This is a genomic window from Brevibacillus laterosporus (assembly GCA_007833815.1).
GTDB classification, from domain to species: Bacteria; Bacillota; Bacilli; order Brevibacillales; family Brevibacillaceae; genus Brevibacillus_B; species Brevibacillus_B laterosporus_D.
On sequence record CP033464.1, the window covers coordinates 4,592,929 to 4,618,757 of the forward strand.

28 protein-coding genes and 2 pseudogenes are annotated in these 25,829 nt (G+C 39.3%); 12 read left to right on the forward strand and 18 right to left on the reverse strand.

Going from position 1 to position 25,829, the window contains the following annotated elements; genetic code table 11:
* Positions 1 to 598: 598 nt before the first annotated feature.
* Entirely contained in the window at positions 599 to 2,017 is a 1,419-nt protein-coding gene (locus EEL30_22595) for a hypothetical protein (GenBank protein ID QDX94829.1), read from the reverse strand.
* Positions 2,018 to 2,352: 335 nt separating this feature from the next.
* Positions 2,353 to 2,529: a hypothetical protein gene (locus EEL30_22600; protein QDX94830.1), complete on the reverse strand. Its 177-nt coding sequence runs from the start codon at positions 2,527 to 2,529 to the stop codon at positions 2,353 to 2,355.
* A gap of 62 nt (positions 2,530 to 2,591) precedes the next feature.
* Between EEL30_22600 and EEL30_22605 the strand changes: the two genes are divergently transcribed.
* Positions 2,592 to 3,203: a class A beta-lactamase-related serine hydrolase gene (locus tag EEL30_22605; GenBank protein QDX94831.1), complete on the forward strand. Its 612-nt coding sequence runs from the start codon at positions 2,592 to 2,594 to the stop codon at positions 3,201 to 3,203.
* A gap of 11 nt (positions 3,204 to 3,214) precedes the next feature.
* On the opposite strand, the gene EEL30_22610 is transcribed toward EEL30_22605, so the two are convergent.
* Entirely contained in the window at positions 3,215 to 3,394 is a 180-nt protein-coding gene (locus tag EEL30_22610; protein QDX94832.1) for a hypothetical protein, read from the reverse strand.
* A gap of 69 nt (positions 3,395 to 3,463) precedes the next feature.
* Entirely contained in the window at positions 3,464 to 3,787 is a 324-nt protein-coding gene (locus EEL30_22615; protein ID QDX94833.1) for a hypothetical protein, read from the reverse strand.
* 566 nt (positions 3,788 to 4,353) lie between these two features.
* Here EEL30_22615 and EEL30_22620 point away from each other — a divergent pair.
* A complete protein-coding gene (locus EEL30_22620; GenBank protein QDX94834.1) occupies positions 4,354 to 4,860 on the forward strand; it encodes a DUF1801 domain-containing protein in 507 nt (168 codons plus the stop codon).
* A gap of 495 nt (positions 4,861 to 5,355) precedes the next feature.
* Here EEL30_22620 and EEL30_22625 read toward each other — a convergent pair.
* Positions 5,356 to 5,488: pseudogene (locus EEL30_22625) on the reverse strand (XkdX family protein).
* A 727-nt stretch (positions 5,489 to 6,215) separates the two neighbouring features.
* Here EEL30_22625 and EEL30_22630 point away from each other — a divergent pair.
* The 3 genes from EEL30_22630 to EEL30_22640 are packed head-to-tail and all read left to right on the forward strand — an operon-like array spanning position 6,216 to position 8,108.
* The gene (locus tag EEL30_22630) at positions 6,216 to 6,599 is read left to right on the forward strand and encodes a GntR family transcriptional regulator (protein ID QDX94835.1); all 384 of its coding nucleotides are present in this window, start codon (positions 6,216 to 6,218) and stop codon (positions 6,597 to 6,599) included.
* Positions 6,596 to 7,462, forward strand: a complete 867-nt coding sequence (locus EEL30_22635) for an ABC transporter ATP-binding protein (GenBank protein ID QDX94836.1) — start codon at positions 6,596 to 6,598, stop codon at positions 7,460 to 7,462. Before EEL30_22630 ends, EEL30_22635 begins: the two co-directional genes overlap by 4 nt.
* On the forward strand, positions 7,452 to 8,108 hold the full coding sequence (locus tag EEL30_22640; GenBank protein ID QDX94837.1) for an ABC-2 transporter permease: 657 nt from the start codon (positions 7,452 to 7,454) through the stop codon (positions 8,106 to 8,108). Before EEL30_22635 ends, EEL30_22640 begins: the two co-directional genes overlap by 11 nt.
* Positions 8,109 to 8,378: 270 nt before the next feature.
* On the opposite strand, the gene EEL30_22645 is transcribed toward EEL30_22640, so the two are convergent.
* Together EEL30_22645 and EEL30_22650 are read right to left on the reverse strand one after the other, a co-directional pair.
* Positions 8,379 to 8,564, reverse strand: coding sequence for a hypothetical protein (locus EEL30_22645; GenBank protein ID QDX94838.1), 186 nt, complete (start codon positions 8,562 to 8,564; stop codon positions 8,379 to 8,381).
* A 183-nt stretch (positions 8,565 to 8,747) separates the two neighbouring features.
* Positions 8,748 to 8,981 carry a hypothetical protein gene (locus tag EEL30_22650; protein QDX94839.1) on the reverse strand — a complete coding sequence of 78 codons (234 nt, stop codon included), beginning with the start codon at positions 8,979 to 8,981 and terminating at the stop codon, positions 8,748 to 8,750.
* 498 nt (positions 8,982 to 9,479) lie between these two features.
* On the opposite strand from EEL30_22650, the gene EEL30_22655 reads away from it, so the two are divergent.
* Entirely contained in the window at positions 9,480 to 10,292 is an 813-nt protein-coding gene (locus tag EEL30_22655; protein ID QDX94840.1) for a pentapeptide repeat-containing protein, read from the forward strand.
* A gap of 65 nt (positions 10,293 to 10,357) precedes the next feature.
* Here the strand turns inward: EEL30_22655 and EEL30_22660 are convergent, their stop codons facing one another.
* Positions 10,358 to 10,585, reverse strand: coding sequence for a hypothetical protein (locus EEL30_22660; protein ID QDX94841.1), 228 nt, complete (start codon positions 10,583 to 10,585; stop codon positions 10,358 to 10,360).
* A gap of 39 nt (positions 10,586 to 10,624) precedes the next feature.
* Between EEL30_22660 and EEL30_22665 the strand changes: the two genes are divergently transcribed.
* Together EEL30_22665 and EEL30_22670 are read left to right on the forward strand one after the other, a co-directional pair.
* Positions 10,625 to 11,077 (forward strand): (2Fe-2S)-binding protein, encoded by a 453-nt coding sequence (locus EEL30_22665; protein QDX94842.1) that lies wholly within the window; start codon positions 10,625 to 10,627, stop codon positions 11,075 to 11,077.
* 529 nt (positions 11,078 to 11,606) lie between these two features.
* Positions 11,607 to 14,366 (forward strand): NTTRR-F1 domain, encoded by a 2,760-nt coding sequence (locus EEL30_22670; protein ID QDX94843.1) that lies wholly within the window; start codon positions 11,607 to 11,609, stop codon positions 14,364 to 14,366.
* Between the two features lie 293 nt (positions 14,367 to 14,659).
* Here EEL30_22670 and EEL30_22675 read toward each other — a convergent pair whose 3' ends face one another.
* The 5 genes and pseudogenes from EEL30_22675 to mgtE all read right to left on the reverse strand — a co-directional run bounded on the left by EEL30_22675 (position 14,660) and on the right by mgtE (position 20,017).
* Entirely contained in the window at positions 14,660 to 15,898 is a 1,239-nt protein-coding gene (locus EEL30_22675) for a hypothetical protein (GenBank protein ID QDX94844.1), read from the reverse strand.
* A gap of 493 nt (positions 15,899 to 16,391) precedes the next feature.
* Positions 16,392 to 16,918 (reverse strand): annotated as a pseudogene (locus EEL30_22680) (M23 family metallopeptidase).
* Positions 16,919 to 17,171: 253 nt separating this feature from the next.
* Positions 17,172 to 17,447 carry a hypothetical protein gene (locus EEL30_22685; GenBank protein QDX94845.1) on the reverse strand — a complete coding sequence of 92 codons (276 nt, stop codon included), beginning with the start codon at positions 17,445 to 17,447 and terminating at the stop codon, positions 17,172 to 17,174.
* A 324-nt stretch (positions 17,448 to 17,771) separates the two neighbouring features.
* Positions 17,772 to 18,149, reverse strand: a complete 378-nt coding sequence (locus tag EEL30_22690) for a hypothetical protein (GenBank protein ID QDX95861.1) — start codon at positions 18,147 to 18,149, stop codon at positions 17,772 to 17,774.
* Between the two features lie 536 nt (positions 18,150 to 18,685).
* Positions 18,686 to 20,017, reverse strand: a complete 1,332-nt coding sequence (mgtE, locus tag EEL30_22695) for a magnesium transporter (GenBank protein ID QDX95862.1) — start codon at positions 20,015 to 20,017, stop codon at positions 18,686 to 18,688.
* A 170-nt stretch (positions 20,018 to 20,187) separates the two neighbouring features.
* Between mgtE and EEL30_22700 the strand changes: the two genes are divergently transcribed.
* Together EEL30_22700 and EEL30_22705 are read left to right on the forward strand one after the other, a co-directional pair.
* Positions 20,188 to 20,622 carry a hypothetical protein gene (locus tag EEL30_22700; GenBank protein QDX94846.1) on the forward strand — a complete coding sequence of 145 codons (435 nt, stop codon included), beginning with the start codon at positions 20,188 to 20,190 and terminating at the stop codon, positions 20,620 to 20,622.
* A gap of 758 nt (positions 20,623 to 21,380) precedes the next feature.
* The gene (locus EEL30_22705; protein QDX94847.1) at positions 21,381 to 22,505 is read left to right on the forward strand and encodes a hypothetical protein; all 1,125 of its coding nucleotides are present in this window, start codon (positions 21,381 to 21,383) and stop codon (positions 22,503 to 22,505) included.
* Between the two features lie 266 nt (positions 22,506 to 22,771).
* On the opposite strand, the gene EEL30_22710 is transcribed toward EEL30_22705, so the two are convergent.
* From EEL30_22710 to EEL30_22730, 5 genes are all read right to left on the reverse strand, one after another.
* Positions 22,772 to 22,993 (reverse strand): hypothetical protein, encoded by a 222-nt coding sequence (locus tag EEL30_22710; protein QDX95863.1) that lies wholly within the window; start codon positions 22,991 to 22,993, stop codon positions 22,772 to 22,774.
* Positions 22,994 to 23,070: 77 nt separating this feature from the next.
* Positions 23,071 to 23,268, reverse strand: a complete 198-nt coding sequence (locus tag EEL30_22715) for a helix-turn-helix domain-containing protein (GenBank protein ID QDX94848.1) — start codon at positions 23,266 to 23,268, stop codon at positions 23,071 to 23,073.
* 266 nt (positions 23,269 to 23,534) lie between these two features.
* Positions 23,535 to 24,221 carry a DNA-binding response regulator gene (locus EEL30_22720; protein ID QDX94849.1) on the reverse strand — a complete coding sequence of 229 codons (687 nt, stop codon included), beginning with the start codon at positions 24,219 to 24,221 and terminating at the stop codon, positions 23,535 to 23,537.
* Between the two features lies 1 nt (position 24,222).
* Positions 24,223 to 24,456, reverse strand: a complete 234-nt coding sequence (locus tag EEL30_22725) for a hypothetical protein (GenBank protein QDX94850.1) — start codon at positions 24,454 to 24,456, stop codon at positions 24,223 to 24,225.
* On the reverse strand, positions 24,422 to 24,706 hold the full coding sequence (locus EEL30_22730; protein QDX94851.1) for a hypothetical protein: 285 nt from the start codon (positions 24,704 to 24,706) through the stop codon (positions 24,422 to 24,424). The genes EEL30_22725 and EEL30_22730 overlap by 35 nt, the downstream gene beginning before the upstream one ends.
* 622 nt (positions 24,707 to 25,328) lie before the next feature.
* Here EEL30_22730 and EEL30_22735 point away from each other — a divergent pair.
* Both EEL30_22735 and EEL30_22740 read left to right on the forward strand, forming a co-directional pair.
* Positions 25,329 to 25,655, forward strand: a complete 327-nt coding sequence (locus tag EEL30_22735) for a hypothetical protein (protein QDX94852.1) — start codon at positions 25,329 to 25,331, stop codon at positions 25,653 to 25,655.
* Positions 25,612 to 25,821 (forward strand): hypothetical protein, encoded by a 210-nt coding sequence (locus tag EEL30_22740; protein QDX94853.1) that lies wholly within the window; start codon positions 25,612 to 25,614, stop codon positions 25,819 to 25,821. Before EEL30_22735 ends, EEL30_22740 begins: the two co-directional genes overlap by 44 nt.
* Positions 25,822 to 25,829: the final 8 nt, after the last annotated feature.

Below are 25,829 nucleotides of genomic sequence, written 5' to 3' on the forward strand. Positions count from 1 at the left end.
GTGGCTTTAGCCATGAGAGGTTCAAAATAAGTCATATAGAGAGAAATTGATTCACATCCTAAAATATTTATTCACTTCTAAATTGACTACCCAATTCAAGATGAGTCGTCTATCGTTTTTTCATAATATATCCCCCCTCCTCTACAAACAAAGTATATCTCTGAATCTTTCCGAAAAAAGCATACAAATTTTCCTCTATTGATGAAAAATAAGCGTAAAATAGTCCCCACCTTGAGAAAGATAGGAACTATTTTACGCTTTAGACTTCCTAGAGGGATTTTGCGTGTATAAATGATTTAAGGCCCCATCTCGCCTACAAAATAGCCCACATAAGAACACAACCTTCGGTTCAGCAGAGCTGATATTGTTGGTTAAATAATTGAGATTGTTTAACAGTCCCACAAGCAATACATTGTATGTAAATGTAAGAGGTACTGTTAGGTTTCCCGATAGCAGCCGTTGCCTCAATAAAGGCTAATTTCCAGCCTCAAGATAATCTCCACCAAATAGAAGCGCATTGCACAAATGAAAAGCTACCGCCATAAAGACGATAGCCTGTGGGATGTAATCATTTGGATTTTTACATCAGGACAAAAAATTATGCTCTTTCTAATTTGAATTTTTGAGCCTTAATATATGGGCTATTCAAATCATGTTGTAGTTCTACTTTAATATTTGTACCATTACCAGCATAACCACCATCTACATCCAATACGTATTTAGGATCTCGTTTATTTTTTATTATATAGGAATCTTCTTCTTCTAAATATTCTAGTATCCAATAATGTTCTTCTTTTTGTTGATTAGGTGTAGCAAAAACATTGTGAGCATCTGGAACATTCCAAGCTAAAACTAGATTTGATTCTTGGTTATATTTTATTTGATAGGCTTTTTTACTTAGATCATATACAATTTCCCATTTTTGATGAACACTTGCACCTGGATAATTTTTCTCCCATAATACAACATTATTATCAGGCATTTTATGTAAAGCCCCTGAATTATTTAAAGTAGTTACAATTTTAAAAACACCAGGAACAGAAACAGGTATTACAATGCTTTTTTCTAGTGTTCTCTCCCTCCAGTTATTGCTTCTTACTGAATATATATTTAATTTTGAGTTGAATTCTGTTTCAAAATGATGTTCTAAAATTAAATATGTTCTTTGTGATGCACTACCTGATAAAAAAACAGGAATGTCACCAAAATATTGACTATAAGAACTGTTATTAGTATAATCCCCACAGTTAAAATGATAATGACCACAAAAAACTGCCGCAACACCGTAATCTTTTAATAAATTTTTAAATCTTTGATTAGGTCCTCCAGCCCAACTATCTGGCTTATGAACATTTACAATAATGATTTTCCCAGCTGCCCTAGCAATGCGAAGTTGTTCTTCCAACCAATTCAAATTTTCAAACATTCTTACAGTATAACCAATAACTAAAGATTCTGATTTCATTGTAGGGAAATTATTTAACTGTATAGAATATATATGTCCAAAATCTACAGCATAACCAAAACTTCCTGATTCTATTGTAGTAGAAGAACCCATACCACTAATGAAATCACTCTTAAAATCAAATTGAGATGACGGTAAATTATGACTTTTAACATGATTTATATACCTTTGCATAGATGCCCTAAAACAACTATCAAAAGCACATTGACCTTTATTATTTTCAATGTCATGATTACCTAAACCAAAATAATAAGGTTTTTTTAATATCCTAAGTAAATCTCTCATTTTATCCCATTGTTGTTCTGGGCTCCATGGCGAATTATGTCCATAGGCAGTAATATCCCCATTTATAAGCACAGATGCATTTGATACAGTATCAGTATATGAATTAATATTTTGGTATTGTTCTCTTATCAATTCTTCAGAACGTCTTCTTTTAGTATCTGCATCTTCTGGACATGTAGGTGAGCTTGAACTATCTGAACAAGGAGTCCAAGGATATTGAGGATCAGAAGTAATGACGAAAGATTGTATCAAATTGTTATTTTCCATTGTTGTTTCTCCTCTTTTCTGGTTGATTTTTTACAACTTAAGTGTACCTAAGACTCTTCTTAAAAAAGCATACAAATTTTCATCTATTGATGAAAAATAAGCGTAAAATAGTCCCCATCTCACCTACAAAGTAGCCCACGTAGGAACGCAAGCCTTCGGATCGACAGAGCTGATATATTTAAAGTGATTAATAAATTGTTTAAATAGCTAATGCTTGGTTGCGAAATTTCATGAAAATAAGCAAAATGGTTGCAGAGATGATTGTCAAGAAAAAATGAAAACCCTCCCGATTAATGGTCATAATCCTGTCAAGTAGACTGCCTAAAAACCCATTGTTACACGGCGATCGTTTCCCGATACTCAATCGGTGAGCGGTCGCCAAGTTTTTTCTGAAAACGACTCTGATTATAAAAGGCTATATATGTTTCAACCGTTTGATTTAATTCCTCAAGTGATTTTGGAGAGCATCGATACATCATTTCTGTCTTCAGATGAGAAAAGAATGACTCGATACAGGCATTATCTAGCCAATTTCCCCGTCTGGAATGACTTCCTTTATCTGGAGGTTAGAAGAATGACTACAATTGAAACTGCTCTGGTCAGTACCTTACAAACAAAGCTCGAGAAAATGATGGCGGATTTACATGTTCCAGGAGCTGCCATAGCGATTGTAAAAGATGGAAATATCATTGTTTCAAAAGGTTTTGGGTATCGTAATTTAGAAAAGAAAGAACCTGTTACTCCCCAAACACGGTTTGCAATCGGTTCTACCACAAAAGCATTTGGTACATTTTCTTTAAGCCTTTTAGAACAGCAAAAAAAGTTCGATTGGGATACTCCAGTTCAATCTTATATTCCTTATTTCTCTTTATCCGTTATAGTTGCTAATGCGCAAATTACTACTCGTGATTTAGCTTCTCATCGTTCTGGTATTGGTCGGCACGACTTGCTATGGTACATTCATTCGTTAAGTCGAAAAGAGGTCGTTGAAAAAATCAAATATTTACCACGTGAATCACTGTTTCGTGCTAGTTATTTATATAACAATTTAATGTATGCAACGATTAGCTCTACTGTGGAGAGTATTACCCATCAGACATGGGAACAATACGTTGCAGAACATATTTTACAACCACTTCAAATGGAACAGACAAATTTTTCTGTCATAGATTCACAAAATAAATAAAGAACTTCAATCTATCCCCTGAAAAAAGAGCACCACATGGGCGCTCTTTTTTCATAAATAATTTTTTCAAAGTGATTCACAAACATACCTTGTTTCTTTTCGTTCAACACTATCTCCGGCTGAAACCACGTTAATTTCAGAAATTCGAAGTTTTTATGCCCTTCTAAAACAATATATATACGCTCTAACATTTAACCTAGGAATCCCAACGCTGTTACACATAAAAAAAGAGCAGAAAAAATGCTCTTTTTCATTATTCACTATTTATCTGAATTATCCGGCGCGAGCAAATCTAGCATTGGTTTTCGCGCTTCAGGTCCATATGCAACACTTCCTACAGGAACAGCATTATTTATAGCTTCGCTTACTTTAGCAATCCATATAGGTCCAAATCCTCCACATAATTCAATCATTTGAACTCCATTTTTCACAAGTTGCTGTGCAATTTGTATTACACGTTCTTTTTCTTCAAAATCAATCCCAATAGCAGTAAATTTACACTCTTCATTTTGGGTGGTCGTTGTGTTTTTTTCTGGACTAAATTTTGGAGATAAATATATATACGCCCAGTTGTGAAGTGCCATAAAGTCATTCCTCCAATAAAAATTTACACATTTTTTTACATAGATATTGTAGATGAAAAAATAAGTAATGGCAAATAAGCTGGGCAGGTGTCAAAGAGACTGCTTCTGTTCCACCTATTACAAATAAACCAACTAAAACATCGCCATACCTCTAATTCTTTCGTCAAAAATGTCTAGTTCCTAATGGTTTGCTTTCTATTTCAACCTCTGAGCATGGGGAAGGGGCTAGCCGCTGATTCCATGCAAGCTAGCACTTCTCAGGCTGAAGTTAAAAAGAATGAGATTTATGCCAAGTACATTGAAAAAGAATACAAATCTGTGGTGTTATTTGGCACATTGGTGGATGCCATTTCCAACATGAAAAAACGTTATCATTACCCTAAAAAATAAAATTACACCATACTAAGGATTAACTATGTTAGATATGATAATCTGCTTACTTATACTAGCCTCATGTATATACGCTTTGTTTAAGGTATGGGGAAATAAAAAGGAAGAGGAATAGGATATAACCATTCAATATCATGCAGGGGTATCTACACAATTGCTCATGAAGGGATAGCACCATAGCGGTACCCCCTAATAGGACAAAAGAAGGTTGCTACCATAGATTAGAAAAGGAGTTGTCTATAAAAAGACGAACATATCTCTTTAATGCTTTCTTCACACTAAGATGGCTCACGAATGGAGTTGATTATAAAGTGTCCCAGAATATTGAAACAGTAGATGCATACATTGCAAATGCTCCCAAAGACCGACGAGATGATTTAAACAAACTTCGTACTCTGTTAGTTCAGGAAGCGCCTAATGCAAAAGAACTGGTAAAATACAAGATGCCCTATTATGAACTAAATGGGCAACTTTTTGCATTCGCATCACAAAAACAGTATATTAGCCTGTATATCTTAAACACACCTGTATTGCAAAGAAACATAAAACTGTTACATTCTCTCAAAGTAGGTAAGGGGTGTATTCGTTTTAATTCATTTGATCAACTCCCTATTACAGCGATCAAAAAGATTCTGAGCGAATCTGTACAAGCTAATTTAGAACAATATAATGATCACTGTTAAGTAAATTTATTATTAAATGCCTATCTTGGACAATTAGGCATTGTACAGGCAGTTACATTGCCGAAGAGGAGAGAATAAAATCGGTGAATCAGAAATGGCGAATATAACAGGAGGGTTTTTTATGGTCTCAGAACAAGATTTTAAGAAAAGAGTACATGAAGTTGTTACCCAGAAGCGATTATGTTCAATTATGAATAACACTAAGTGGGAAAACTTATCCCTCCTGAATTGATTGACATAACTGAGAGTTTCCGTCTAATTTTACAAAAGCTTAGAATCCCTTATAAAGAAGAAAACAATGCATTTTTTATTTATGGATATATTTCTAATACAGACTTAAAAATGTACTAGCCGTCGTTCCTAAAACAGCAAAGACGCTGGAAGCCCCGAACTCTTTTAAACTCACGACTTCTTTCCCCTATCTATGGAGCAAAAATAAAGAGAGCCGCATATACGACTCCCCATGAAAAAACGCCTCTCCGAATGGAAAAGGCTCTAAAAATCTATTCCTGTGATTTGTTTGTATTCTTCATGTAATCTCCAAATCAGTATCGTCTGTCCTTACTGCTCTACGCGGTTTTTCAGCAGTAAACCAATTGCATCTATACGCGAGTGACCAAAATCGCACTATTGGCTGCCTCCTTTCAATTGGATGATGTCGAGTCTCAAAAGGGCTAACTCTTCACCAAGCGTTCTAATGGCATTTGCGCTTCTTTTTTCTCCTGCTCGATCATGGATAACGCTTTAGGCTTTTTGAGAATCAATCGAATGCACCTCCAAATCCTCGTACAATAACAGGTTCAGTTGCCGAACCTTTGACAAAAGTAAACTGTAAGCTAACGCCCCATTTGTGTGGGTCTATTTGGCTAAATGCCGTTTTTAAATCTGAAAATGCGTTTACCTTTTAAAAATAGTATTAGATTAATCAATCCTCTTACAGAAAAAGCCAGTCGAAACACGAAAATAAAGTGTTAGACAGAAGTCCTTGTAATCATACAACTTTTTCTGGGACCATGATAAAAGAGGATAGACTTGTCATTTCGTAAGATAGGGCTTGCGCTTAATGTCGGTAGATACTATAAGGAGGGTGAATGCGATCGACTCTGCAAGAAATTTCCAATTGCATTCTGCACGACTTCATGGTTTGACCTTAAGTATTCCAGATCATTTAAAGTAATATATTCAATCTTATCTCGCTTATTTCCTACCATTTTGTTCCACCATTCTGCCACTTACCTTAAAGATGTCTTTTTACCATTTATAGAATTTAATCGTAAATGCATTCTAGAGTGTATTGATTGTGTGCATACTGTGTATTATTATAATATACAGTTAGAATAACGAGGGGTACAATCATGAAAATTATTATTAAAAATAATTCTGGCCAACCATTATATCAGCAAATAAAGGACCAAATTAAATCAGCAATTTTTCGTGAAGAATTAAAGGAAGGAGAACAGCTACCTTCTATTCGTTCATTAGCAAATGATCTTAAGGTTAGCGTACTTACAACAAAAAGGGTGTATGAGGAGTTAGAAAAAGAGGGTTTTATTGTAACAAAAGCAGGTAGAGGATCCTTCGTAGCATCAGAAAATGTAGATATATTAATGGAGGCTAAAAAGCACTTAGTAGAAAAAAACTTATCAGAAGTATGGCATATGGCTAAAAACCTAGGTATTCAGAAAGAAGAACTATATTTAATGATGGATATACTGTTTGAAGAGGATGATGAACAATGAAGAATGTTTTAGAAGTGAATAATTTATATAAAGAATTAGGTAACTTCAGTTTAGATAATATCAATTTTTCTTTAAAGGAAGATTGTATTACTGGTTTTATTGGTATTAACGGGTCAGGGAAAACGAGTACTATAAAAACGATACTCGGGCTCTATAGAAAGGATTCTGGAAATATACGTTTCAAGGGAAAAGAGTTAGAAAAACATGAACAAGAAATAAAAAATCAGATAGGTGTCGTATTGGATGAAGGATATTTCTATGAAGAAATGACATTACTGGAGATGAAAAGTATAATCGCCCCTGCTTATAGTAACTGGGATGAATCCGTATTTTCAAAGAATATCAATCGATTTGATTTAAGATTGGATCAAAAAATTTCCCATTTATCAAAAGGTATGCGCATGAAGTTTGCCATTACGTTAGCTCTTTCTCATCATGCTGATTTATTAATAATGGACGAACCAACAAGTGGTCTAGATCCACTTGTTCGAAGTGAGTTAATGGAGATACTGTCAGAATTTATGAATGAGGAAGGAAAAAGTGTATTTTTTTCAACTCATATAACTTCTGATTTAGATAAAATTGCAGATGTACTTATCCTCATTGATAATGGTCGAATTATATTAAATGAAAGTAAAGATGAATTATTAGACCGTCATGCTTTAATAAAAGGCGACAATCAATTCATTAATCAACATACTGAAAAATTATTCTTAAGGTTGCATCAAACAGCATATGGGTTTGAGGGTATTACAGATAAACAGGAAGTGATCCTAGAACAAATGAATGATGTCATTATAGAGAGACCATCGATTGAAAATATAATGTTAGCCTATATAGGAGGGAATGGAAATGGTTATTAATCTTGTAAAAAAGGATTTAATTCTTGCCAAAAAATATATTATACCCATGCTACTTTTTGCAGTTATAGGACCAATCTATCTCTATTCAAAGTTAGAATTTAGTGGCGGTAGTTTTGTAAGCTTTCTTATTACTGTGCTATTCGCAGAATTTATTTTATTTAATATGGTTTCAATGTCAGAAGAGAAATATAAAGGTGCTGCACTACTATGTACAACCCCTTATACAAGAAATGGTATCATTAAAGGAAAATACCTATTTGTTCTTTTGATCTTTATGGGCTGTTTTTTGTTATATAACCTAGCAACTGTAATTGGATCATCCGTTGGCTTAGAACGGTTAACTCCTTTGAATATCGGCATAGCATTATTGGTCGTTTCTATTTTCTTTGGAATATTAATACCTATTCAAATTCATCTAGGTTATGAGAAAACAAGATATATTTCATTCTTCACAATTTTTTTAACGCCTTTTGTACTTCCTACTGTTTTAAAATGGATGCAATCGTCAAACCTATCCTTGGATTTTTCTTTTATTGAATTAATTCCTGGAATAATTATAGATTGGCTTCCTTTAGGTATTGCGTTATTAATTGGATTACTATCAATGTACATTTCTTTACATATTTATTCGAAAAAAAATCTATAAAATACAAGATTGCAGCATATAGCCTGCTCTATCAGGGGTTAGTGTATAATATCCGCGTTTTGTTGGTAGGACCCTTGGCAGTACCACAAAATATGAAAATATCAAAAGCTCTCCAACGGCTTGTGTTCCGTCAGAGGGCTACTGCCAATTTCAATAGATAAGTCCTCATCATTTTTCAGTTTAACTTGTGTGAACGGTGAATCGAACTTTTCAATCCAACCCCACGCTGTTTCACTTACTCCCCTATCTCCCTTTGTTGCTTTCCACCAGTTAATTGTAAGAGCGTAGTCGTAATGACGTGAAGTCAGATATCCGATAACATAACTCGGCTAACTCATTCTCTTCAATGATTGGCTTTTCAATCAGTTTCTTATCCTCGTAAAGCTGAAATAACATCTGAGCGTGTTCAGGTAAAATAAATTTCGTTACTAACGGATCAAGAATTTTACTAGCCATGATAATTCTCCTCTTAAAAGAAACATTAGTTCTTATTTTATGAGAACAAAATATATAGGTAATAATATGAATTAATTGTTGGACTTTGTATAACGATGTGAAGTCCCGTTCTAAATAACAAATCCAGTTAAATGAATTTGATGTTATCCGAAAACGATACAAAAGGAGAAACTGGGATCTAGGCTATAGAATAATCATTCCTCTCTTGCTAGTGAGTGAATTGTCCGATTTTACAATCAGGAACTCCCCCATCAAGCCGTCATCATCAGCCTCATAGTTAGCAAACCGCTTATTTACGGCATTAAAAAAACGAAGGACTGTCTCCTCCGCTTCAACTTCAATCTCTTTAAGTTTTAACCGATCTTCTAACGCCACATCCGTGATTGTTTCTTTGTCCTTTTCTTCATCTGGATTCACTTCTTCTGTAGAAGGAAGCTACTTGGACACCAAAGCCATATTGCGCGCTTTTTCCTCTTCAAAATAACCTACGTTTAATCCTTTGTTTTATTCCATACATCACACCCCACTTTTACCCACCGTTCGGGTCCCGAAGTCCATCGAGCTGTGGTAGTTTCCTACCGAACCCCGGAATCCCAACGCTGGGCAAAAGAAAAAGACGCTGGTTAGCGTCCTTTAAAAACTAGCAGCAGATAAGTAACTTAATGTGGTATTTCTGCATAATAGCAATTTAGTATTACAGTATAGTTTATTATGACACAGTATTTAGTTCGTTGTGTCACTAACGGGAGGTTAGTTTAACAAAAGGTCAGAGCTTACTCAGGCTACGCAGTGACTTCGACTTAACAACAGGAAATTAACGGAAAGAATATTTCGGAATAAACATCACAAAGCATAACGTCTATACTTGAATGGTATAAAATTAAGGGTAATAAAATAAGAGGAAGTGTTCTTTAAATGGATGACTATTTAATGTCTGATTGCGAAAATTGTTTTGGCTTGTGTTGTGTTGCTTTACCTTATGCCAAATCAGCAGATTTTTCATTCAATAAAGACGGTGGGGAACCTTGCCGTAATTTATGTACTGATAATCGCTGCAGTATACATGACCAATTAAGAGATAAGGGCTTTCGTGGATGTGTCTCTTATGAATGTTTTGGAGCTGGACAACATGTTTCGCAGAGTATTTATAAAGGAAATGATTGGCGAAATAACATGCAAAAATCAAGTGAGATGTTTGCAGTATTCCCTAATGTTCAACAGTTACATGAAATGCTCTGTTATCTCAGCCAAGCCTTAGGGCTAACAGAAACGAAGCCATTTCAAAAAGAATTAAAAAACGCTTATGATGAAACTGTACAAATGACAAACAGGACACCTGAAGAAATTTTAAGTGTAGACATACCTACTCATCGAAATACTGTTAACGATTTATTAGTCAGGACAAGCGATTTAGTTCGGAAAGACTTTGTTCAAACGAATAAAAAAAGAAAGATTAATAAAGGGCTAGACTATTTAGGAGCAAATTTAAAAGGTACTGATCTAAAAGGGGCAAATTTAAGAGGAGTACTTTTGATTGCAGCTAACTTAAGTAATGCTGATTTAAGAAAAGTAGATTTTATCGGTGCGGACTTAAGGGATACAGATTTAAGCAATGCGGATCTGACTGATTGTATATTCTTGACACAATCTCAAGCTAATTCAGCTAAAGGGAATCAATATACTAAACTACCTTATTATATAAATACCCCTGATCATTGGCTAAGATAACGAGGGTAAAAAGATTTTCAACTAAAGGGGCGCTTATCACCTCATTTTCGATTAAATCAGTTTGATCAGGTTTCATTTTCTTCACGTTCCAACTCCCCCTCAACGGCTTTGCGTGGTATAATATTGCTTATCCAAGTTAAATTCACGCTTCCGATGAGGGGGCTTTTTTTATGGCTCTTTTCTAAAAGATTGTTGCTAATCGAGGTATCTGCTACAAGATACCCAGAACATTTGTTTGTGAATGGTGGATAAAACAATAGTGTTGGATGCGTGTAAGAAAGCCAATTTTTCACCTGATCGTACCTTCAAAACTGCATAAGGAGTGATTAGAAATGGATAGCTGTTGTCAAACATCCACAGAAAAGCCAACAACGCCTAACCAATGCCCTGTTTGTCATCAAAAGGGCAAAAGTGTTCAATTGATTACACTCAAAGCATTGCTTAAACCGACAGCGTTAGAAACCATACATCCTGAATTATCTTACGCATTTTGCTCTAATCCATCTTGTGAAGTTGTCTATTTTAGCGATTTGCAGACCTTTGGCAAAAATATGCTCAACGTATCGGTGTTTCAGAAAGACGATGCGTTGGATGTGTCTGTATGCTACTGTTTTGGATGGACGAGAGAACGCTTAATACAAGCGGTTCATGAAAATCAACATCCGATGGACCATATTCGTGAACAAGTTCAAGCCAATCGCTGTGGGTGTGAGGTTAATAATCCACAAGGAGCCTGTTGTTTAGGCAATGTTACTACATTCATTCGGAGTCTCGACAAGAGTTAGTCTCTTGTCACCTCAATTTGCAACAATAATTACGAAAAGAGCCTTTTTTATTTACTTCTTACCAAGCATCATCAAGTTTGTTTGATAATTTATAGTCAGTTGTAGGGCTTCTTGTCTTGAAAAGCCTTCATCTTGTAACTTTTTCGTATATTCCCCGGTATCCAGAAATACTCTTCGTCATTCTTCAACTTGATTTGCTTAAACGTTGAATCAAACTTATCTACCCATACCCATGCAGATTCAATTACTCCTCGATCTCCTTTTGTTGGAGCGGTCTGTTATTTATATTGTTTAAATATCTCTATATAAGAAATACAATTTGAATTTCATCTATATTCTCATCATATTTTTATTAGATTGGGCTACTTTTCGAAGTCATTTTATATTCATATTTTGTTCTTTTACTCAATAACGATCTATTCCTTTCAAAAATTGTTTTTTTTCCTATGACACGTGCCCTTTCAAAGATAGATGAGTCAACATATAATGTACTAGCATCTAAACCTCATTATGAAAGTGGTGGTTTATTTTGCCCTTTACCAATAAAATTGTAAATGGAGATTTTGAAACGGGAACCCTGATCCCATGGAGCTTTTCAAATGTAGCCATTACTAATCTACAGAGTCACTCCGGTTTTTTTAGTGCACTATTATTTGGAAATACATCTAATGGTTTATTGTTTCAAGCAGTACCCGTAACACCTGGAGATAGTTTTGAATTTTTTCTATCCATCGCAAAAATTGGAAACTTGACTAGCCCACAAGTAAATATTGTCCTTTTCTATTTAGATGTATTAGCTGCCCCTATTAATCTCGGACTGAATATTACAATTCCAATAGGTCACCTTCCCGATAATGCAACTAATAACTGGACTACAATCTACGAAACAACTTCTGCTGTGCCGGCAACAGCGACTCAAGCTTTGCTTATTATCGAAAAGATTCCTACTCTATCAACAGCAGATATAGTTGTTGATGACATCGTATTATTGCATACTGGTGCAGGAGTAGGCCCGACTGGCGCTACCGGTGACACTGGTCCGACTGGCGCTACTGGCGACGTTGGTCCGACTGGCGCTGCCGGTGATGTTGGTCCGACCGGCGCTACTGGCGACACTGGTCCGACTGGCGACGTTGGTCCGACCGGCTCTACTGGTAATGTTGGTCCGACTGGCGCTACTGGTGACGTTGGTCCGACCGGCGCTACTGGCGACACTGGTCCGACTGGCGACGTTGGTCCGACCGGCTCTACTGGTGACACTGGTCCGACTGGCTCTACTGGTGATGTTGGTCCGACTGGCGCTTCTGGTGATGTTGGACCAACCGGCTCTACTGGTGATGTTGGTCCGACCGGGGCTACTGGTGACACTGGTCCGACTGGCGCTTCTGGTGATGTTGGACCAACCGGCTCTACTGGTGATGTTGGTCCGACCGGGGCTACTGGTGACACTGGTCCGACTGGCGCTACTGGTGATGTTGGTCCGACTGGCGCTACTGGTGACGTTGGTCCGACCGGCGCTTCTGGTGACGTTGGTCCGACCGGCGCTACTGGCGACACTGGTCCGATCGGCTCTACTGGCGGCACTGGTCCGACTGGCGCTACCGGTGATGTTGGTCCGACCGGCTCTACCGGTGACACTGGTCCGACTGGCGCTACCGGTGACACTGGTCCGACTGGCGCTACTGGTGACGTTGGTCCGACCGGCGCTACTGGTGACGTTGGTCCGACCGGCGCTACTGGCGACACTGGTCCGACTGGCGCTACCGGTGATGTTGGTCCGACCGGCGCTTCTGGCGACACTGGTCCGACTGGCGCTACTGGCGACGTTGGTCCGACTGGCGCTACTGGTGACGTTGGTCCGACCGGCGCTACTGGCGACACTGGTCCGACTGGCGCTTCTGGTGATGTTGGACCAACCGGCTCTACTGGTGATGTTGGTCCGACTGGCGCTACTGGTGACGTTGGTCCGACCGGCGCTACTGGCGACACTGGTCCGACTGGCGCTACAGGAGACGTTGGTCCGACCGGCTCTACTGGTGACACTGGTCCGACTGGCGCTACAGGTGATGTTGGTCCGACTGGGGCTACAGGAGACGTTGGTCCGACTGGGGCTACAGGAGACGTTGGTCCGACCGGCGCTTCTGGCGACGTTGGTCCGACTGGCGCTACTGGCGACGTTGGTCCGACCGGCGCTACTGGTGACACTGGCGCTACCGGTGATGTTGGCCCGACTGGCGCTTCTGGTGACACTGGCGCTATCGGTGATGTTGGTCCGACCGGGGCTACTGGTGATGTAGGTCCGACTGGCGCTACCGGGGCTACGGGAGCTACTGGCATCGCTGGCGCTACTGGGGCTACGGGAGCTACTGGTATCACTGGCGTTACTGGGGCTACGGGAGCTACTGGTATCACTGGCGTTACTGGGGCTACGGGAGCTACTGGTATCACTGGCGTTACTGGGGCTACGGGAGCTACTGGTATCACTGGCGCTACGGGAGCTACTGGCATCGCTGGCGCTACCGGGGCTACGGGAGCTACTGGTATCACTGGCGCTACTGGCGCTACGGGAGCTACTGGTATCACTGGCGCTACTGGGGCTACGGGAGCTACTGGCATCGCTGGCGCTACTGGGGCTACGGGTTCTACTGGCATTGCTGGCGTTACTGGGGCTACGGGTTCTACTGGTATCACTGGCGCTACCGGGGCTACGGGAGCTACTGGCATCGCTGGCGCTACTGGGGCTACGGGAGCTACTGGCATCGCTGGCGCTACTGGGGCTACGGGAGCTACTGGCATCGCTGGCGCTACCGGGGCTACGGGAGCTACTGGCATCGCTGGCGCTACCGGGACTACGGGAGCTACTGGTATCACTGGCGCTACTGGGGCAACCGGAACTTCTGGAGGCTTTTTAAATTTCCAGGTTTCCGAAAATACCCCCAATACTAGTGGTAGTTCTGCAATTGCATTAACTACTATCCCAATCACATTACACACAATCACAATTACGGGAAGTTCCGTTTCAAACCGTGTCTGGTTAACTGGAGTAATTGGTTGGCAAAGCGAAACAAGTAATCCATCAGTTCAATTCCAAGTTCTACGCGGCTCTACGGTTATTTTTAGTACCATAGATCAAAGATCTGGAGCAAACTCGTTTGGTACCACGAGTATAAATCACGTTGATTTAACTCCTGGAACTGGTAATGTTACGTACTCATTAACCGCCCTAATTGTTGGTGGTGGCACGGCAACAGTTATTGGGGGAATCACTTTTACTGGAGCTTTATTATAGTCGTATAAGTTTCCTAGCGGTCACTCTGTGAGTGGCCGCTTCAATTGTATACAGTCATTCCACAAGCAATTACTGACATCTTTATGATTGATCTGAGAATACCCCTGATTTTATCATGAGATGAATCTTCGTCGCTTTTCACCTGTCCACTCAAAGGGGACATTATCAAAGTTCATCGGATAACCTCGAGGGTTTTTCCAATGTCTACTTTAAGGGATGTACTTCACGTAACTGAAGGGTTTTTTAAATACAATTTATTCTCGTTCATAGCGAATACGTATCGCATCGATCGACTACTTCACCTGTCTCGCATATATTTGTTTTCCTCCATGTGTAAACACACCCATTCGTTTAATACCTGCTATTGTGTATTCAATTGCAACCGTCTCATTTCTCGGAGGCGTGAGCAGTTTGTGCGAAAATGGGAATGGCTGTTGATTCGCTATGTCCGTAATGATATGTGTATCTGTGTGATACAGCTTGCCGGTCTGATTCAGCTGCTTCAGTTCTTCTGGTTTATCCAGCTTATAACTCAGTGTTGTAGTAGCTTTGTCCATGGCATTTATTTTCTGAAAGAAAAATCCGTCATTTGTTTTCGAAACAGCAATAAACTGTCCGTCATTCGTCTCCTTAATAAAAGCGTACTTTTTTGATACGAAGGCCCCTTTTTTGTCCATCAGCAAATAAAATTCTTCCTTATCCTTTTTTCCTGATACGATGATTACGCCCGAATGAAAGTTTGATTCCACCTTGTAATTCCGTGAAGGCTTCAATACGACTTTTCCTTCGTGAGTGATGAAGTGAGTCATGCCGTTTATTTTTACACGGTGTAATCCTTCGCTGTATCCCATATATTCATCGAAAAATGGTTTGCAGAATACTTTTCCATTCATATCTTTTAAACCGAATTTGTGGGATGTAATTATTCCATTACTTTTTTGATATTGCACAAAAGGGTAGTGATGAATATCGTACGCTATTTTACCTGTATATTGATCGGATATACTCCACCATTGTTCCTCACCGGTAAGCTGTTTGGTGGTTTTGGTACGGACATTGTAAAAGTAAGACTGTCCATTGTCAGAAGATAAAAACCATTCGCCATCAATTTGCGAGAACGAATTGTCGTACGAAGCCATTTCCTGGATGTTTCCTTGCTTGTCGTAAATAATATACTCGCTGTACTTGAACATAGCTCCTGTTTTAAAGAAGCCATATCCATTTCTGAGCGGACTGATGTAACCAGGCCAATCCGTGAATTCCTGACTTGCTATTATTTTTCCAGTGGGGGATACAAGCGCGAAAAATGGGAACGGTTGACGCCCCTTAAACAGTGGGTCCGCATCCAGAAGCGGTCTCATAAATGGAACAAAGAATGGTTCTGTCAAACCAGGTGGCACCTGAATCTCCTTCTCTGTCGGGATATCTGCACTCATCGTGGTGATCTGTTGTTCTGCTTGTACGACATGAGGAACGAGTAAAAAAGTGAGACACAAGGAAAGTATGATCTTGAAATGTTTAGTAGATTTCATAGTAAGGTTCTCTCGCTTTACTATAATTTGTTTTTACCAATAAATACGATTGGAATTAGCTGACTGTCATATTTGAAATGTCTGGGGAAGAAGTGTTAACGTTACTTGGAGCGAAAACTGCCCGTTAGCTCAAACTCTTTTTCAGTCTATTACTTTATTTTACAGTCTACAATTTTATTTTCACGGAACAATACTTACATCATCCTGCCTGTCTGTTAGTTGCGAATGAAAAACGAGCTGATTATGACCGCCAACATCCGAATCATTGCAAAGAATGCAAAGGATGGGGCTACGTTTACGGTTACTACGAGCATTTCGGGTATGGAAAAGAATCTTGCGGATTTTGCATCGAAGAAGGTAAGTGTCCTCAATGTGGTTCAGAATTCGCGATGGATGAAGATGATTGCTATGTGATTGATATGCCTTGCCAGTCATGCGGTTTTGAGGAAGAGAAAACAGCCAACTAATCTAAACGATAGGTGACTGTGTGTATTTACTTGCTTGACTGCTTTAAAAAATCGTTTGGATTTACAGGTTTCCCTTGTTTATAAACGGTAAAATACAGTTGATTTCCGGTTGATTCAGACGAACCCGCTTCAGCAATTTTTTGTCCTTTTTTACAGAATCTCCTGTTTTGACAAGAAAAGATCCTGGTTTAATGCTCCCATAAATGGTCATGAACTCTGAATTATGATCGATGATTATCGTTTCTCCAAATCCTTTTAGACTACCCCCGAACATAACAACACCATCATTTGCGGCAACGATAGATGTTCCTTTTGGAGCAACGTAATCAATACCGTTATGTAAAGTTTTTACCTTGGTTTCGGGATCGATTTTCTCACTAAAATCGGCAAAAACTCGATATTGATCAGTTGCTAGAGGGAATTGCAGCAACAATTGTGTTTCTTCTGTTTTCGTTTTACTAGATTGTGCTGGGTTACTGGTCTCCGAGGCAAACGCTGTTGGTGTTACACTTACGGCTAAGGCCAACAAGCTTACTAAAATACTTTTTTTCATAGAATCCTCCCAGCGAATTATATATGTATGACTATGTAAATTATGACGAAACATATGGGAAATAGTTACAAGTTTTTCGATATACAAAATAGTCATTATGTAAGGTTTCAGACAACAAATAAAAACTAACTTTTGAAAAATGTGCCATTTTCTTTGTACTCTTTCATTTGAAAATTCATTTAGGGAACTTTTTTTACAGCAGACTTCCACGCGGTCTAGCGCTGGCATTGCGGAGGTTTTTGACCTTACCTTTTTATCCTTTTAAAAGTTCACCTTGCCCGCTTTCTATGACTCTGTGAACGTCTGTGTTTGTTGCTATCAGGTCAATACCCTCTCCAACTTTTTCATAGAGCATTTGAGTTTTTTCATGGATATTGAAAAAACTTATACCCACCACATTCCAATGAAGATTATGAATCTCAATGAACATGACTTGTAGGTTTGCTAAATACTGATTCATCTCTTCTGCAGCGAGTTCTGCTTTTCCAGTATCTAGCCCAATGCTTCGAGGAGTTACTTTATAGTTCATATTTACACCCTCTACCATATATAGAATCTATGATGTCTCTAATGAATTGATAGATTATCTCCAAGCGCCTCTTATCTTCTTCTCTTTCTAAAAGCTCACCTTGCCCGCTTTCTGTGACTCTGTGAACGTTTGTCCTTTTGATGTTAGAAAAATAGTTTCAGACTGATTCTCTGCCCCCCAAAAAACCAGTCCAACACAAAAATAAAATGTTCGACTGGTTATGTGTATTACACTATTGTTACCTGTTAGTCTTTCATACCGCTCAGTGTTTATCACAGACGATAAAATTGAGCAGATGGTCTTAGCCCTAGACTTCCTGGCAATTTACATTCCGATAAACACATTTCTACTGAAAGGCCCCCAGTTTTCTCCCATATAACCTGTTCTTCCCTCTAAGTTAACAAAACAAGGGAGTACTATATAAAAGACACCTGAGAAAGCACTAACCCTAAATGTCATAGTAAATCTCATTCTCGAATGATCAACCGGTGTTATCATTCCCATTTCAGGGCGTATCGCATTTGCTTTCGTAAGTGCCTCTCCCATTCCGAGACTGGCAATATCAGTGGGATTAGTCATATTACTTCTTATCCAATAATTAGATATTGTTGTTGCTGATGCTAAATCAGTCGGCTGGTCATACGTAAGTAATAGTTGATTAGGAGCGAGTTGTCTAGCCTCCATAAGAATAGGATGAGGCATCGTTTGTTGATCGTCCGTAGCCGTAGGTACAACCCAATACGGTTGGTTAGTATAAGAATAGTCTGGCACGTGTGAGTTACTCATTCATTTTCCTCCATTTTTAATTGGAATAGTCAATTGTCCTTACTTACTGTATGTAAAGCAAAGGCTCTTTGTTAAAACAATTTGCTTTTCCTACTTGTGAATGTAAGACAATTAGAATGAGCGTCTTCCTAGCTACTGATTAATACTCCATAGATATATTAATCAAGAGATTGCAATGCACCAAAATAAAAACACCTGGTAAATACGTGATAATTTCATATGCATCATGTCTCGAATGAATTGATAGATCATCTCCAAGCGCCTCTATCTTCGCTAGCAGTCTTTCGGTTATGACATGGCTCACATATTAAGGGGGAAAAGAAAAACGCACCCGTTTGGTGTGGTCATAGTCTAGTATTGCTATGCTCTGACACCAATGATTTTATTTAGGGGTAGCGCCAACATCAACCCTGTCGCTACCCTTACAGAAAAACAGTCATTAGCTTCAAACATTATAAATTCAACATCAGCTTTGCCATGGTAAAATAAATGATCAATCCGGTGCCGTCTACCAATGTTGCAATAAATGGGCCTGATACCACAGCAGGGTCTATTTTCAATTTGTGCAAAATCAGTGGCAAAACCGCCGCGACTAAGGAAGCCCAAACGACAATAAAGATGGCGGTGACCGCAACAACGGTTCCAACATCGAAGCCTACCCCCAAAAACTCTGCCCGGATCAGTGCCACAATTCCCATGCAAAGTCCGAGAAAAACTCCTGTAGATACTTCCTTTCTCATTACTTTGAAAATGTCTTTGAACTTCACTTCACCCATTGCCAATGCGCGAACCAATGTAGTGACGGTTTGCGTTCCCGAGTTCCCCCCCGTTCCGATCAATAATGGAATAAAGAAAGCCAGAGTGACGACTTCGGAAAGGGTATCTTCAAAGTGCCGCAAAACATTCCCTGTATAAGCCTCGGCAACAAATAATATCAGCAGCCACCCGATTCGTTTGCGAAACAAACCCCAAATGGAATTTTTAAAATAAGGCTCTTCTAACGGTTGACTCCCCCCTAGTTTTTGGAAATCTTCCGTTGCTTCCTCGTGGATGACATCAATCAAATCATCTACGGTTATAATCCCAATCATTCGATTGTCAGAAGTGACCACAGGAATAGCATACAAATCGTAATTTGATAAAATATAGGCAACCTCTTGTTGGTCCATCTCTGCAGGAACCGTGACGACATCCTCTTTCATAATTTCCTCTAGCTGTGTGTCCGGTTTTGCCAGAATGATATCTTTAAGTGATACGATACCGGCTAACTTGCCATGAGTATCCAGAACATAAATATAAGAAACAATTTCTGCCTCATGCCCGACTTTCCGGACATGCTGCAAGGCTTGGTCAACGGTCCAGGAATTCCGCGCGGCAATGTATTCTACTGTGGCCAGACTTCCTGCCGAATCAGGAGAAAAGGTCATCAATGTACTGATTTTCTCCCTGTAATCGGGCGGCAAAAATTTCATTAATTTTTCCGCTTGGTGAGGATGGATTGCCAAAAGCAAATCCACTACTTTATCGCTTGACATTTCATTAAGCAATGAAGATGCAGTGTCAGTGTTGATTCGATCCAGAATGCGGTACTGCAATTCCGGTTCTACATATTCAAGGATCTCGGCGCCTAGCGGAATGGGGAGCATGGAAATCCACTTCAATTGATCTTCATGCTCAAATTGTATGAACATTTCAGCTAAATCGTAAGGTTGGAATCGGGATATATATTCATATAATAAATCCAGGTTTTGTTCATCCAATAAATTTTTCAATTCCTGATCGATACAAATCACCCTCTTTGCAAATATTGTTGTCATGTCATTTCCTAACTATGCGGGAATCGAAAATGCTTAGCAATAAGCATCCAATTAAAGACATTCCCAGCAGTCCGTTTATATTTTGTGGGTTTGGTGGGGAATACTTTTTATCAGACACCATATTGGAGGGGCAAAATATGCAAAATAGCTGTCATGACTCAGAGTGGAAACAGAAAAAAGGTAAGAAATATGAAACTCATCATTCTCATAAGACACCTCTGTCCCAATACATGCTATATTGGCTTGCATTATATGGGAATACAGAGGTTTCACTTGTTTTTTATTCAATATCACTTTTACTATGGGTTATATGGAACGTATTAAAGATTCATATTGGCGTAGATTCTACATTAGCAATGTCTCTTAGATTGTTCTTTCCTTTGGTTGTTCTAGTCCAGTTTTGCATCATTGTTCTGAGCTTACTCCTTCACATGGCATGGAATCAAAACAGAAGAATATTTCCGTACATTTTTCGATATAAACTCCAAAAAGAAATAAATAGGATGAGACTTGAAGTAAACGAAATCAAACGTCTCCATATAGAGTTAAAGCAACATATAAGGAAATGTTGATGTGCTAAAGCGATGCTCGAATTGCCAAAGTATTTCAGTCTAAAACTTATTTTTCAAAAGCTGACGATTTTCCAACTAAAAACCACATCAAATCGGCAAAAAAAATATACCACACAAACAACCCCCTTGAGTTTCAGTCCTAATTCATCACAATAGGCATCGACGCGAGCTCATCGCTTTCGAGTATCGGCATCGGCACCAGCTTTTCATCCACTCTGTATTGCAGGTATGCCTCTCGCTGTTCTGGCAACACTAACCGACTTGATCCAAATAGGTTTTTAATTTTACTAGACACGCTTGAAACCCTCCTTTCGCTCCCATGCCCTCCAACGGATGACCGAAGGAGGGTTAGTTGGTCGTGCATATGGGCCTGATGATATCGACACTGATCGTATTGGGTATAATGCACTCGCTAAACTAATAGGCTGTTCACGCCAGGCATTAACGGATCGTCGAAAACGTGGTACGGTTCCAGAACCAGACGGACAAGACGAAAAAGGTCTTCCTTATTGGAAGTATAAAACCCTCTGTCATTTGGTGAATAGAAAATGATTCAACATACATGTAAACAATGTCAGGTGACTTTTCTTGGCGGTCCTAGAGCGTACTACTGCCCAACATGCCGGATAGAACGGCAGAAGGAAGCTAGTAGAGTTCACAAACGAAAACACCGGTCTAAAGAACGTTTAGCGAATCTCCGATATTAGGTAATAAGTAATAGACGACATAACGTACGTTGGTACACAGAGCAGTGATCAATGGACTGTAACGATGTAGGAGGACTCATCTTGGCAAAAAATAATGACACAAAAAGCGAGCTTGGTAAAATCATTGTAGTGTTCGGAACCGTTCTTGGAATAGGTGCAGGCTCTATCTTTTGGTTGAATCAATTTGTATTTGACTCCAAAAATGCCACCGCTGTAATAACGACGGCTCATCCAGAAATAGCGAAGAACGCGGGTTCAGAAGTAGTACCTAAGCTTAGCGAAGCAGAAAGCAGTGAACCCCAACCACCACCTCCTGTTGTTGAAAAGGTAAACAATCCTTCTGTAGCAGTCTTTGAGCCTTTCTATGCTTCTCTTCAGATTGGCGAATATGTAGCTGTTTACAATCAGGATGGCACGGAAAAGGTACTTTCTTTTGATTTAACAAAAGAAGAAGTGAAAACGTTGCTGGGGAAGCCTAAGTCTGAGTCCTACGTGGATGATGAGACAAGGAGCTTATGTTATAGATACGGTTCTTTTTCAATTTTCTTCGATGATGAGGACCAATACATTAGCTACATGACATACGAGGGAACGAAGGAGCTATTGAATAAACAATGGTTGTCTAGCCTTACGAAAACATTAGATTCAGGCGACGTGAATTTCTATGAGTCTCCTACCCGTTATACAATGGTAAAAGTGGACCATTATCCTGAAACCAATGAGGTTGTTGTTTACTTATTAAAACAATACCCACGGAATCAGAGTGTTACTGCACCATCAACCGAACAACCTCACGTTATACAAACGCCAGCACCAACGCCACAAAGTGCCAACACTTCTACGGAAAAACGGATGAACGCCAATGGTGAATACTTGTTGTCCCCGGGTGAAGAAATTGTAATTGAAAATATTCAGGTGACCAACGACAGCAGAGTTCACACCGCTAAGTACACCATTGATGTCAACTATCACTTCGCCTACAACAGTCCCAATATGGTAAAGGTTATTACCGATCCTGAAAAAAACTTGGAACTCATGCCCGGAGAAACGACCACTGTCCAAATCAAAGTCAAAGCCAGCAAAAGTGCTCCGAAAGCAAGCTACAGATTTATCGTTTCTCTGAAACAAGGTTGGTCAGGGCGACCACTGAAGGATTTTACTGTAGAAGTGAAATAGGGAAAGTCCCTCCTCGATACCAAGTGAAGTGACCCAGTAAATTGAAACAAGGAAAAAAGCACCTCCTGAATCGTATTTCTAATATGATTCGAAGGAGGTGCTTCTTTATGGGCACAAGAGTACATTATCCGGAAGAAGTGAAATGGCAAGTCGTTAAGATGAAACAAGCAGGCAAATTGTGGGCAAGGGTTAATAGCCTTTTGAGTACTATTTTTTTACAAATGTAAGTCATGCCCTTCTCTATTTAAGAGGGGCTTTTTTCCTTTTCAACCCTGTATCTTTTCCAATCTAGCACACAGCTCATGCTGCCATTCTATGTCTTTCGTCACGCTGGCAATTACAGATAAGTTTTTGAGTTTCGCAACCTCCCAAGCTCTTGTAGCATTTGCACTAAGGCATTCACTCATTTCTGTCATTTCCGAGTCAGTGAGCTCTCTGGTCTTATTAATAACCCACAGTTCCGCCATGCGTTGGTGGACGATCCACATCTGCACCATCTCTTTAACCTTGATGGTACATTGTATGTTCCCATTGGGAATATATTGCCTGTCCAGATCAAAAATCTTCATTCAAGGAACCAAATATCATCTATATGTATATTTAACGCTTGAGCTATATCAGCAGCAGTTTCCAACTTAGGGATTGTTCCGTTTACTATTTTACTCATGGCGCCATGAGAGACTGGTTTTTTCATTAGCCTAAGTAAATCTTGCTGCTGCATGTTCCTTTCGGCCAAGATCACCTTCAACCTGCTTTTCATCATCTATCCTCACCTCATATTCCGTATTCCGTATCAGTCTTGTCGAATCCTTTGACGAGGAAATGGAGGTTTTGACGAAAAAAGCCCCCATACAGGGAGCCTTACTAACCTAGCAACTATTAATTTCCTTCTGGTGGTCCCATAAGTTCTAAAGTTCGGTTTCCTTCTCCTGGCCCTAAAGAACCTGTGCCTTTAACATGATTGTCCTGACGTCTCATTACTACTCCTCCTTTTTAGTTGTCCAATAGGTTAATAGCGTCTTCCGCTCTTTATTTTTCATTGACACAGAACTGATACCCCAATCTCCGTATTGTACGAATCTCTCCTTCATCGGTTGGCCAGTTTTGTAAGGTTCTCCTGATCCGTTTCACCGCTAGATCCACAGCACGATCACTGCCCTCATAATCCATACCCCAGACGTGTTCGATTAACTGTTCTCTTGTAAAGGTCTGATTGGGATGCTGTGCGAGAAATAAAAAAAGGGACAGATCACGTGGTGTGAAAGTAAGTTCAATGCCGTGCAACATAACAGAATGAGCCTGGTAATCTACTTTTAAACTACCAAAAATCCGTGCCTGATAGTCACCCATGACCAGCAAAGAGCGTCGCATGACAGCATTGACACGTGCCACAACTTCCTCACCAATGAAAGGCTTGGTAATGTAATCATCAGCACCCTGATTTAACCCAGTTATCTTCTGGTCCAGTTGTCCTAACGCTGTTAACATGATGACGGGACAACTACTTTTGGTACGTATATACTCCAATACCTTCCAACCACTCTGCCCTGGTAGCATGACGTCCAATAAGACCAGAGAAGGTGTCACACGATCGAATGTAGTAATGGCTTCTTCACCGTCAAAGGCAAGCTCCACCTGATATCCCGCTTTTTCCAAATAGACTTGTAGAACCCGAGAAATCGGCCCTTCGTCTTCTACGATTACTATTGTTTGCATATCATATGCTCCCTTCCAACTGTATAACGTTTGAAGGATTAGTGTAAATGCCTTTCTCTTCCATTCGCATTTCGAATTGTTCCTGAGTTAATGTACCATTCTTCACTTGTTCACGAATTTCATCTATCTCTTTCTTGGTTGCTCCATCCAATTCCACTTTTTCCCGCTGGTTAAATAGCTTCTGGAAATCATTAGCTAGTTCATTGGCCTCCGAAAGTTGCTGAAGTCGTACCATCAGGATTTACAGTTTCTTGAATTAAACCTTGTCCTTTTAATTCATTGTACCTTTGCTCCGCTTCTGCCTTTTCCTCTGGTGATCGTGTATCTTCTCCCATGTCTATCATTATTTGCTCCTGGTAAACAACGTCATGTTTATTATCATGTTTATCAACGGCTAGTTTCTGAATTAGCATAAAAGACACAGTTATCGCAATGGCTGCTACTGCTAAAGCCCCAATCAACCATTTTGATGCTATTTTATTCATTAGAATCAAACTCCCCATAGTTAATTTTTTTTGTAAGCAGTTACCTTACAAATTTATTGTAATCCCTGAACCTTGAATGAACCTTAAAATAACATTGTAGTTATTTCACTATCTTCTTCCGACTCCAGTCCCGAGAATATTCCCGTGCATATATTTCAGGTTTTCACTATCCTAAGAAATGTATAACAAATTTCCGAAATGCTTTTATCGTTTGTAAAAAAGCAAAGACTAAAGGAACTTTTCTTGAGAATATGTCTATAGTACTTGCAATCGCGCAAGCGTTCACTATAGCTTTACTAGTAACTCTTTTACGAAAAAATAGATGAGAATCTACAAAGTAGCCCACGTAGGAACGCAAGCCTTTGGATCGACAGAGCAAAAGATTTTTTACCAAATACGAACAGGGAGTACATTTCTTTCCTATAATAATTAAAAAAGCAAATATTTTTTTAAAAATATACAAAATACACCATAATCAATTACATATTTTTCAATTATAATGCAAATGTGTCGGCCGACATATCTAATATTCTTACAAATCTTTATTCGTTATTCTTACATACACTCAAAAGGGGGGAGACACTTTCTCTTTCTATACAGATAGAGTAATAGTGTTAAACAAATGAACTTAAAGAAAATAGGACTATTCGCTTTAGCGATGATTATGACCTTGTTTAGTTTTCAGACGCATTCGTTTGCAGCAGAAGAACCAATGCCAACAGCTAGATACAACGTTGGTGGTATAGTATACGATGATAAAATTTATGTTTACGGGGGAACTCCTGGATCTGTTTCCTTGGCTAATCTTGAAGTGTATGATCCAGCAAAAGATGAGTGGGAAACGTTACCTAGCTCTTCTCATGCTAGAGATGCTATGGCATTTATAGAAAACCAAGGGAAGTTTTATGCCATTGGGGGAGGCAGAGGAATGGGCACATTCAATAGCTAATGAAATCTATGGGCGAAATTATGAGGATTATATCACCCCTGATTATAAAATAGCCTACGTTCTTAGTTTTCGATTAGCTGAAGTTAGTAAATTCAGAGTATACACAAAAAAGGATTTAGCAAATGATGATACTTTTGTTTATAAGATATGGGTGACATTGATCTAAAAGTTACC

Bases quoted from the DNA above. Each gene is read 5' to 3' on its own strand.
- EEL30_22645 (QDX94838.1), bottom strand. From the start codon at position 8,564: ATGGCTAGTAAAATTCTTGATCCGTTAGTAACGAAATTTATTTTACCT.
- EEL30_22740 (QDX94853.1), top strand. From the start codon at position 25,612: ATGCCATTGGGGGAGGCAGAGGAATGGGCACATTCAATAGCTAATGAA.
- EEL30_22685 (QDX94845.1), bottom strand. From the start codon at position 17,447: ATGAACTATAAAGTAACTCCTCGAAGCATTGGGCTAGATACTGGAAAA.
- EEL30_22720 (QDX94849.1), bottom strand. From the start codon at position 24,221: ATGCAAACAATAGTAATCGTAGAAGACGAAGGGCCGATTTCTCGGGTT.
- EEL30_22615 (QDX94833.1), bottom strand. From the start codon at position 3,787: ATGGCACTTCACAACTGGGCGTATATATATTTATCTCCAAAATTTAGT.
- EEL30_22610 (QDX94832.1), bottom strand. From the start codon at position 3,394: ATGTTAGAGCGTATATATATTGTTTTAGAAGGGCATAAAAACTTCGAA.
- EEL30_22665 (QDX94842.1), top strand. From the start codon at position 10,625: ATGGATAGCTGTTGTCAAACATCCACAGAAAAGCCAACAACGCCTAAC.
- EEL30_22640 (QDX94837.1), top strand. From the start codon at position 7,452: ATGGTTATTAATCTTGTAAAAAAGGATTTAATTCTTGCCAAAAAATAT.
- EEL30_22735 (QDX94852.1), top strand. From the start codon at position 25,329: ATGAACTTAAAGAAAATAGGACTATTCGCTTTAGCGATGATTATGACC.
- EEL30_22655 (QDX94840.1), top strand. From the start codon at position 9,480: ATGGATGACTATTTAATGTCTGATTGCGAAAATTGTTTTGGCTTGTGT.
- EEL30_22690 (QDX95861.1), bottom strand. From the start codon at position 18,149: ATGCCTCATCCTATTCTTATGGAGGCTAGACAACTCGCTCCTAATCAA.
- EEL30_22715 (QDX94848.1), bottom strand. From the start codon at position 23,268: ATGATGAAAAGCAGGTTGAAGGTGATCTTGGCCGAAAGGAACATGCAG.
- EEL30_22605 (QDX94831.1), top strand. From the start codon at position 2,592: ATGACTACAATTGAAACTGCTCTGGTCAGTACCTTACAAACAAAGCTC.
- EEL30_22700 (QDX94846.1), top strand. From the start codon at position 20,188: ATGCAAAATAGCTGTCATGACTCAGAGTGGAAACAGAAAAAAGGTAAG.
- EEL30_22675 (QDX94844.1), bottom strand. From the start codon at position 15,898: ATGAAATCTACTAAACATTTCAAGATCATACTTTCCTTGTGTCTCACT.
- EEL30_22635 (QDX94836.1), top strand. From the start codon at position 6,596: ATGAAGAATGTTTTAGAAGTGAATAATTTATATAAAGAATTAGGTAAC.
- EEL30_22705 (QDX94847.1), top strand. From the start codon at position 21,381: ATGGACTGTAACGATGTAGGAGGACTCATCTTGGCAAAAAATAATGAC.
- EEL30_22595 (QDX94829.1), bottom strand. From the start codon at position 2,017: ATGGAAAATAACAATTTGATACAATCTTTCGTCATTACTTCTGATCCT.
- EEL30_22630 (QDX94835.1), top strand. From the start codon at position 6,216: ATGAAAATTATTATTAAAAATAATTCTGGCCAACCATTATATCAGCAA.
- EEL30_22710 (QDX95863.1), bottom strand. From the start codon at position 22,993: ATGTGGATCGTCCACCAACGCATGGCGGAACTGTGGGTTATTAATAAG.
- EEL30_22730 (QDX94851.1), bottom strand. From the start codon at position 24,706: ATGAATAAAATAGCATCAAAATGGTTGATTGGGGCTTTAGCAGTAGCA.
- EEL30_22725 (QDX94850.1), bottom strand. From the start codon at position 24,456: ATGGTACGACTTCAGCAACTTTCGGAGGCCAATGAACTAGCTAATGAT.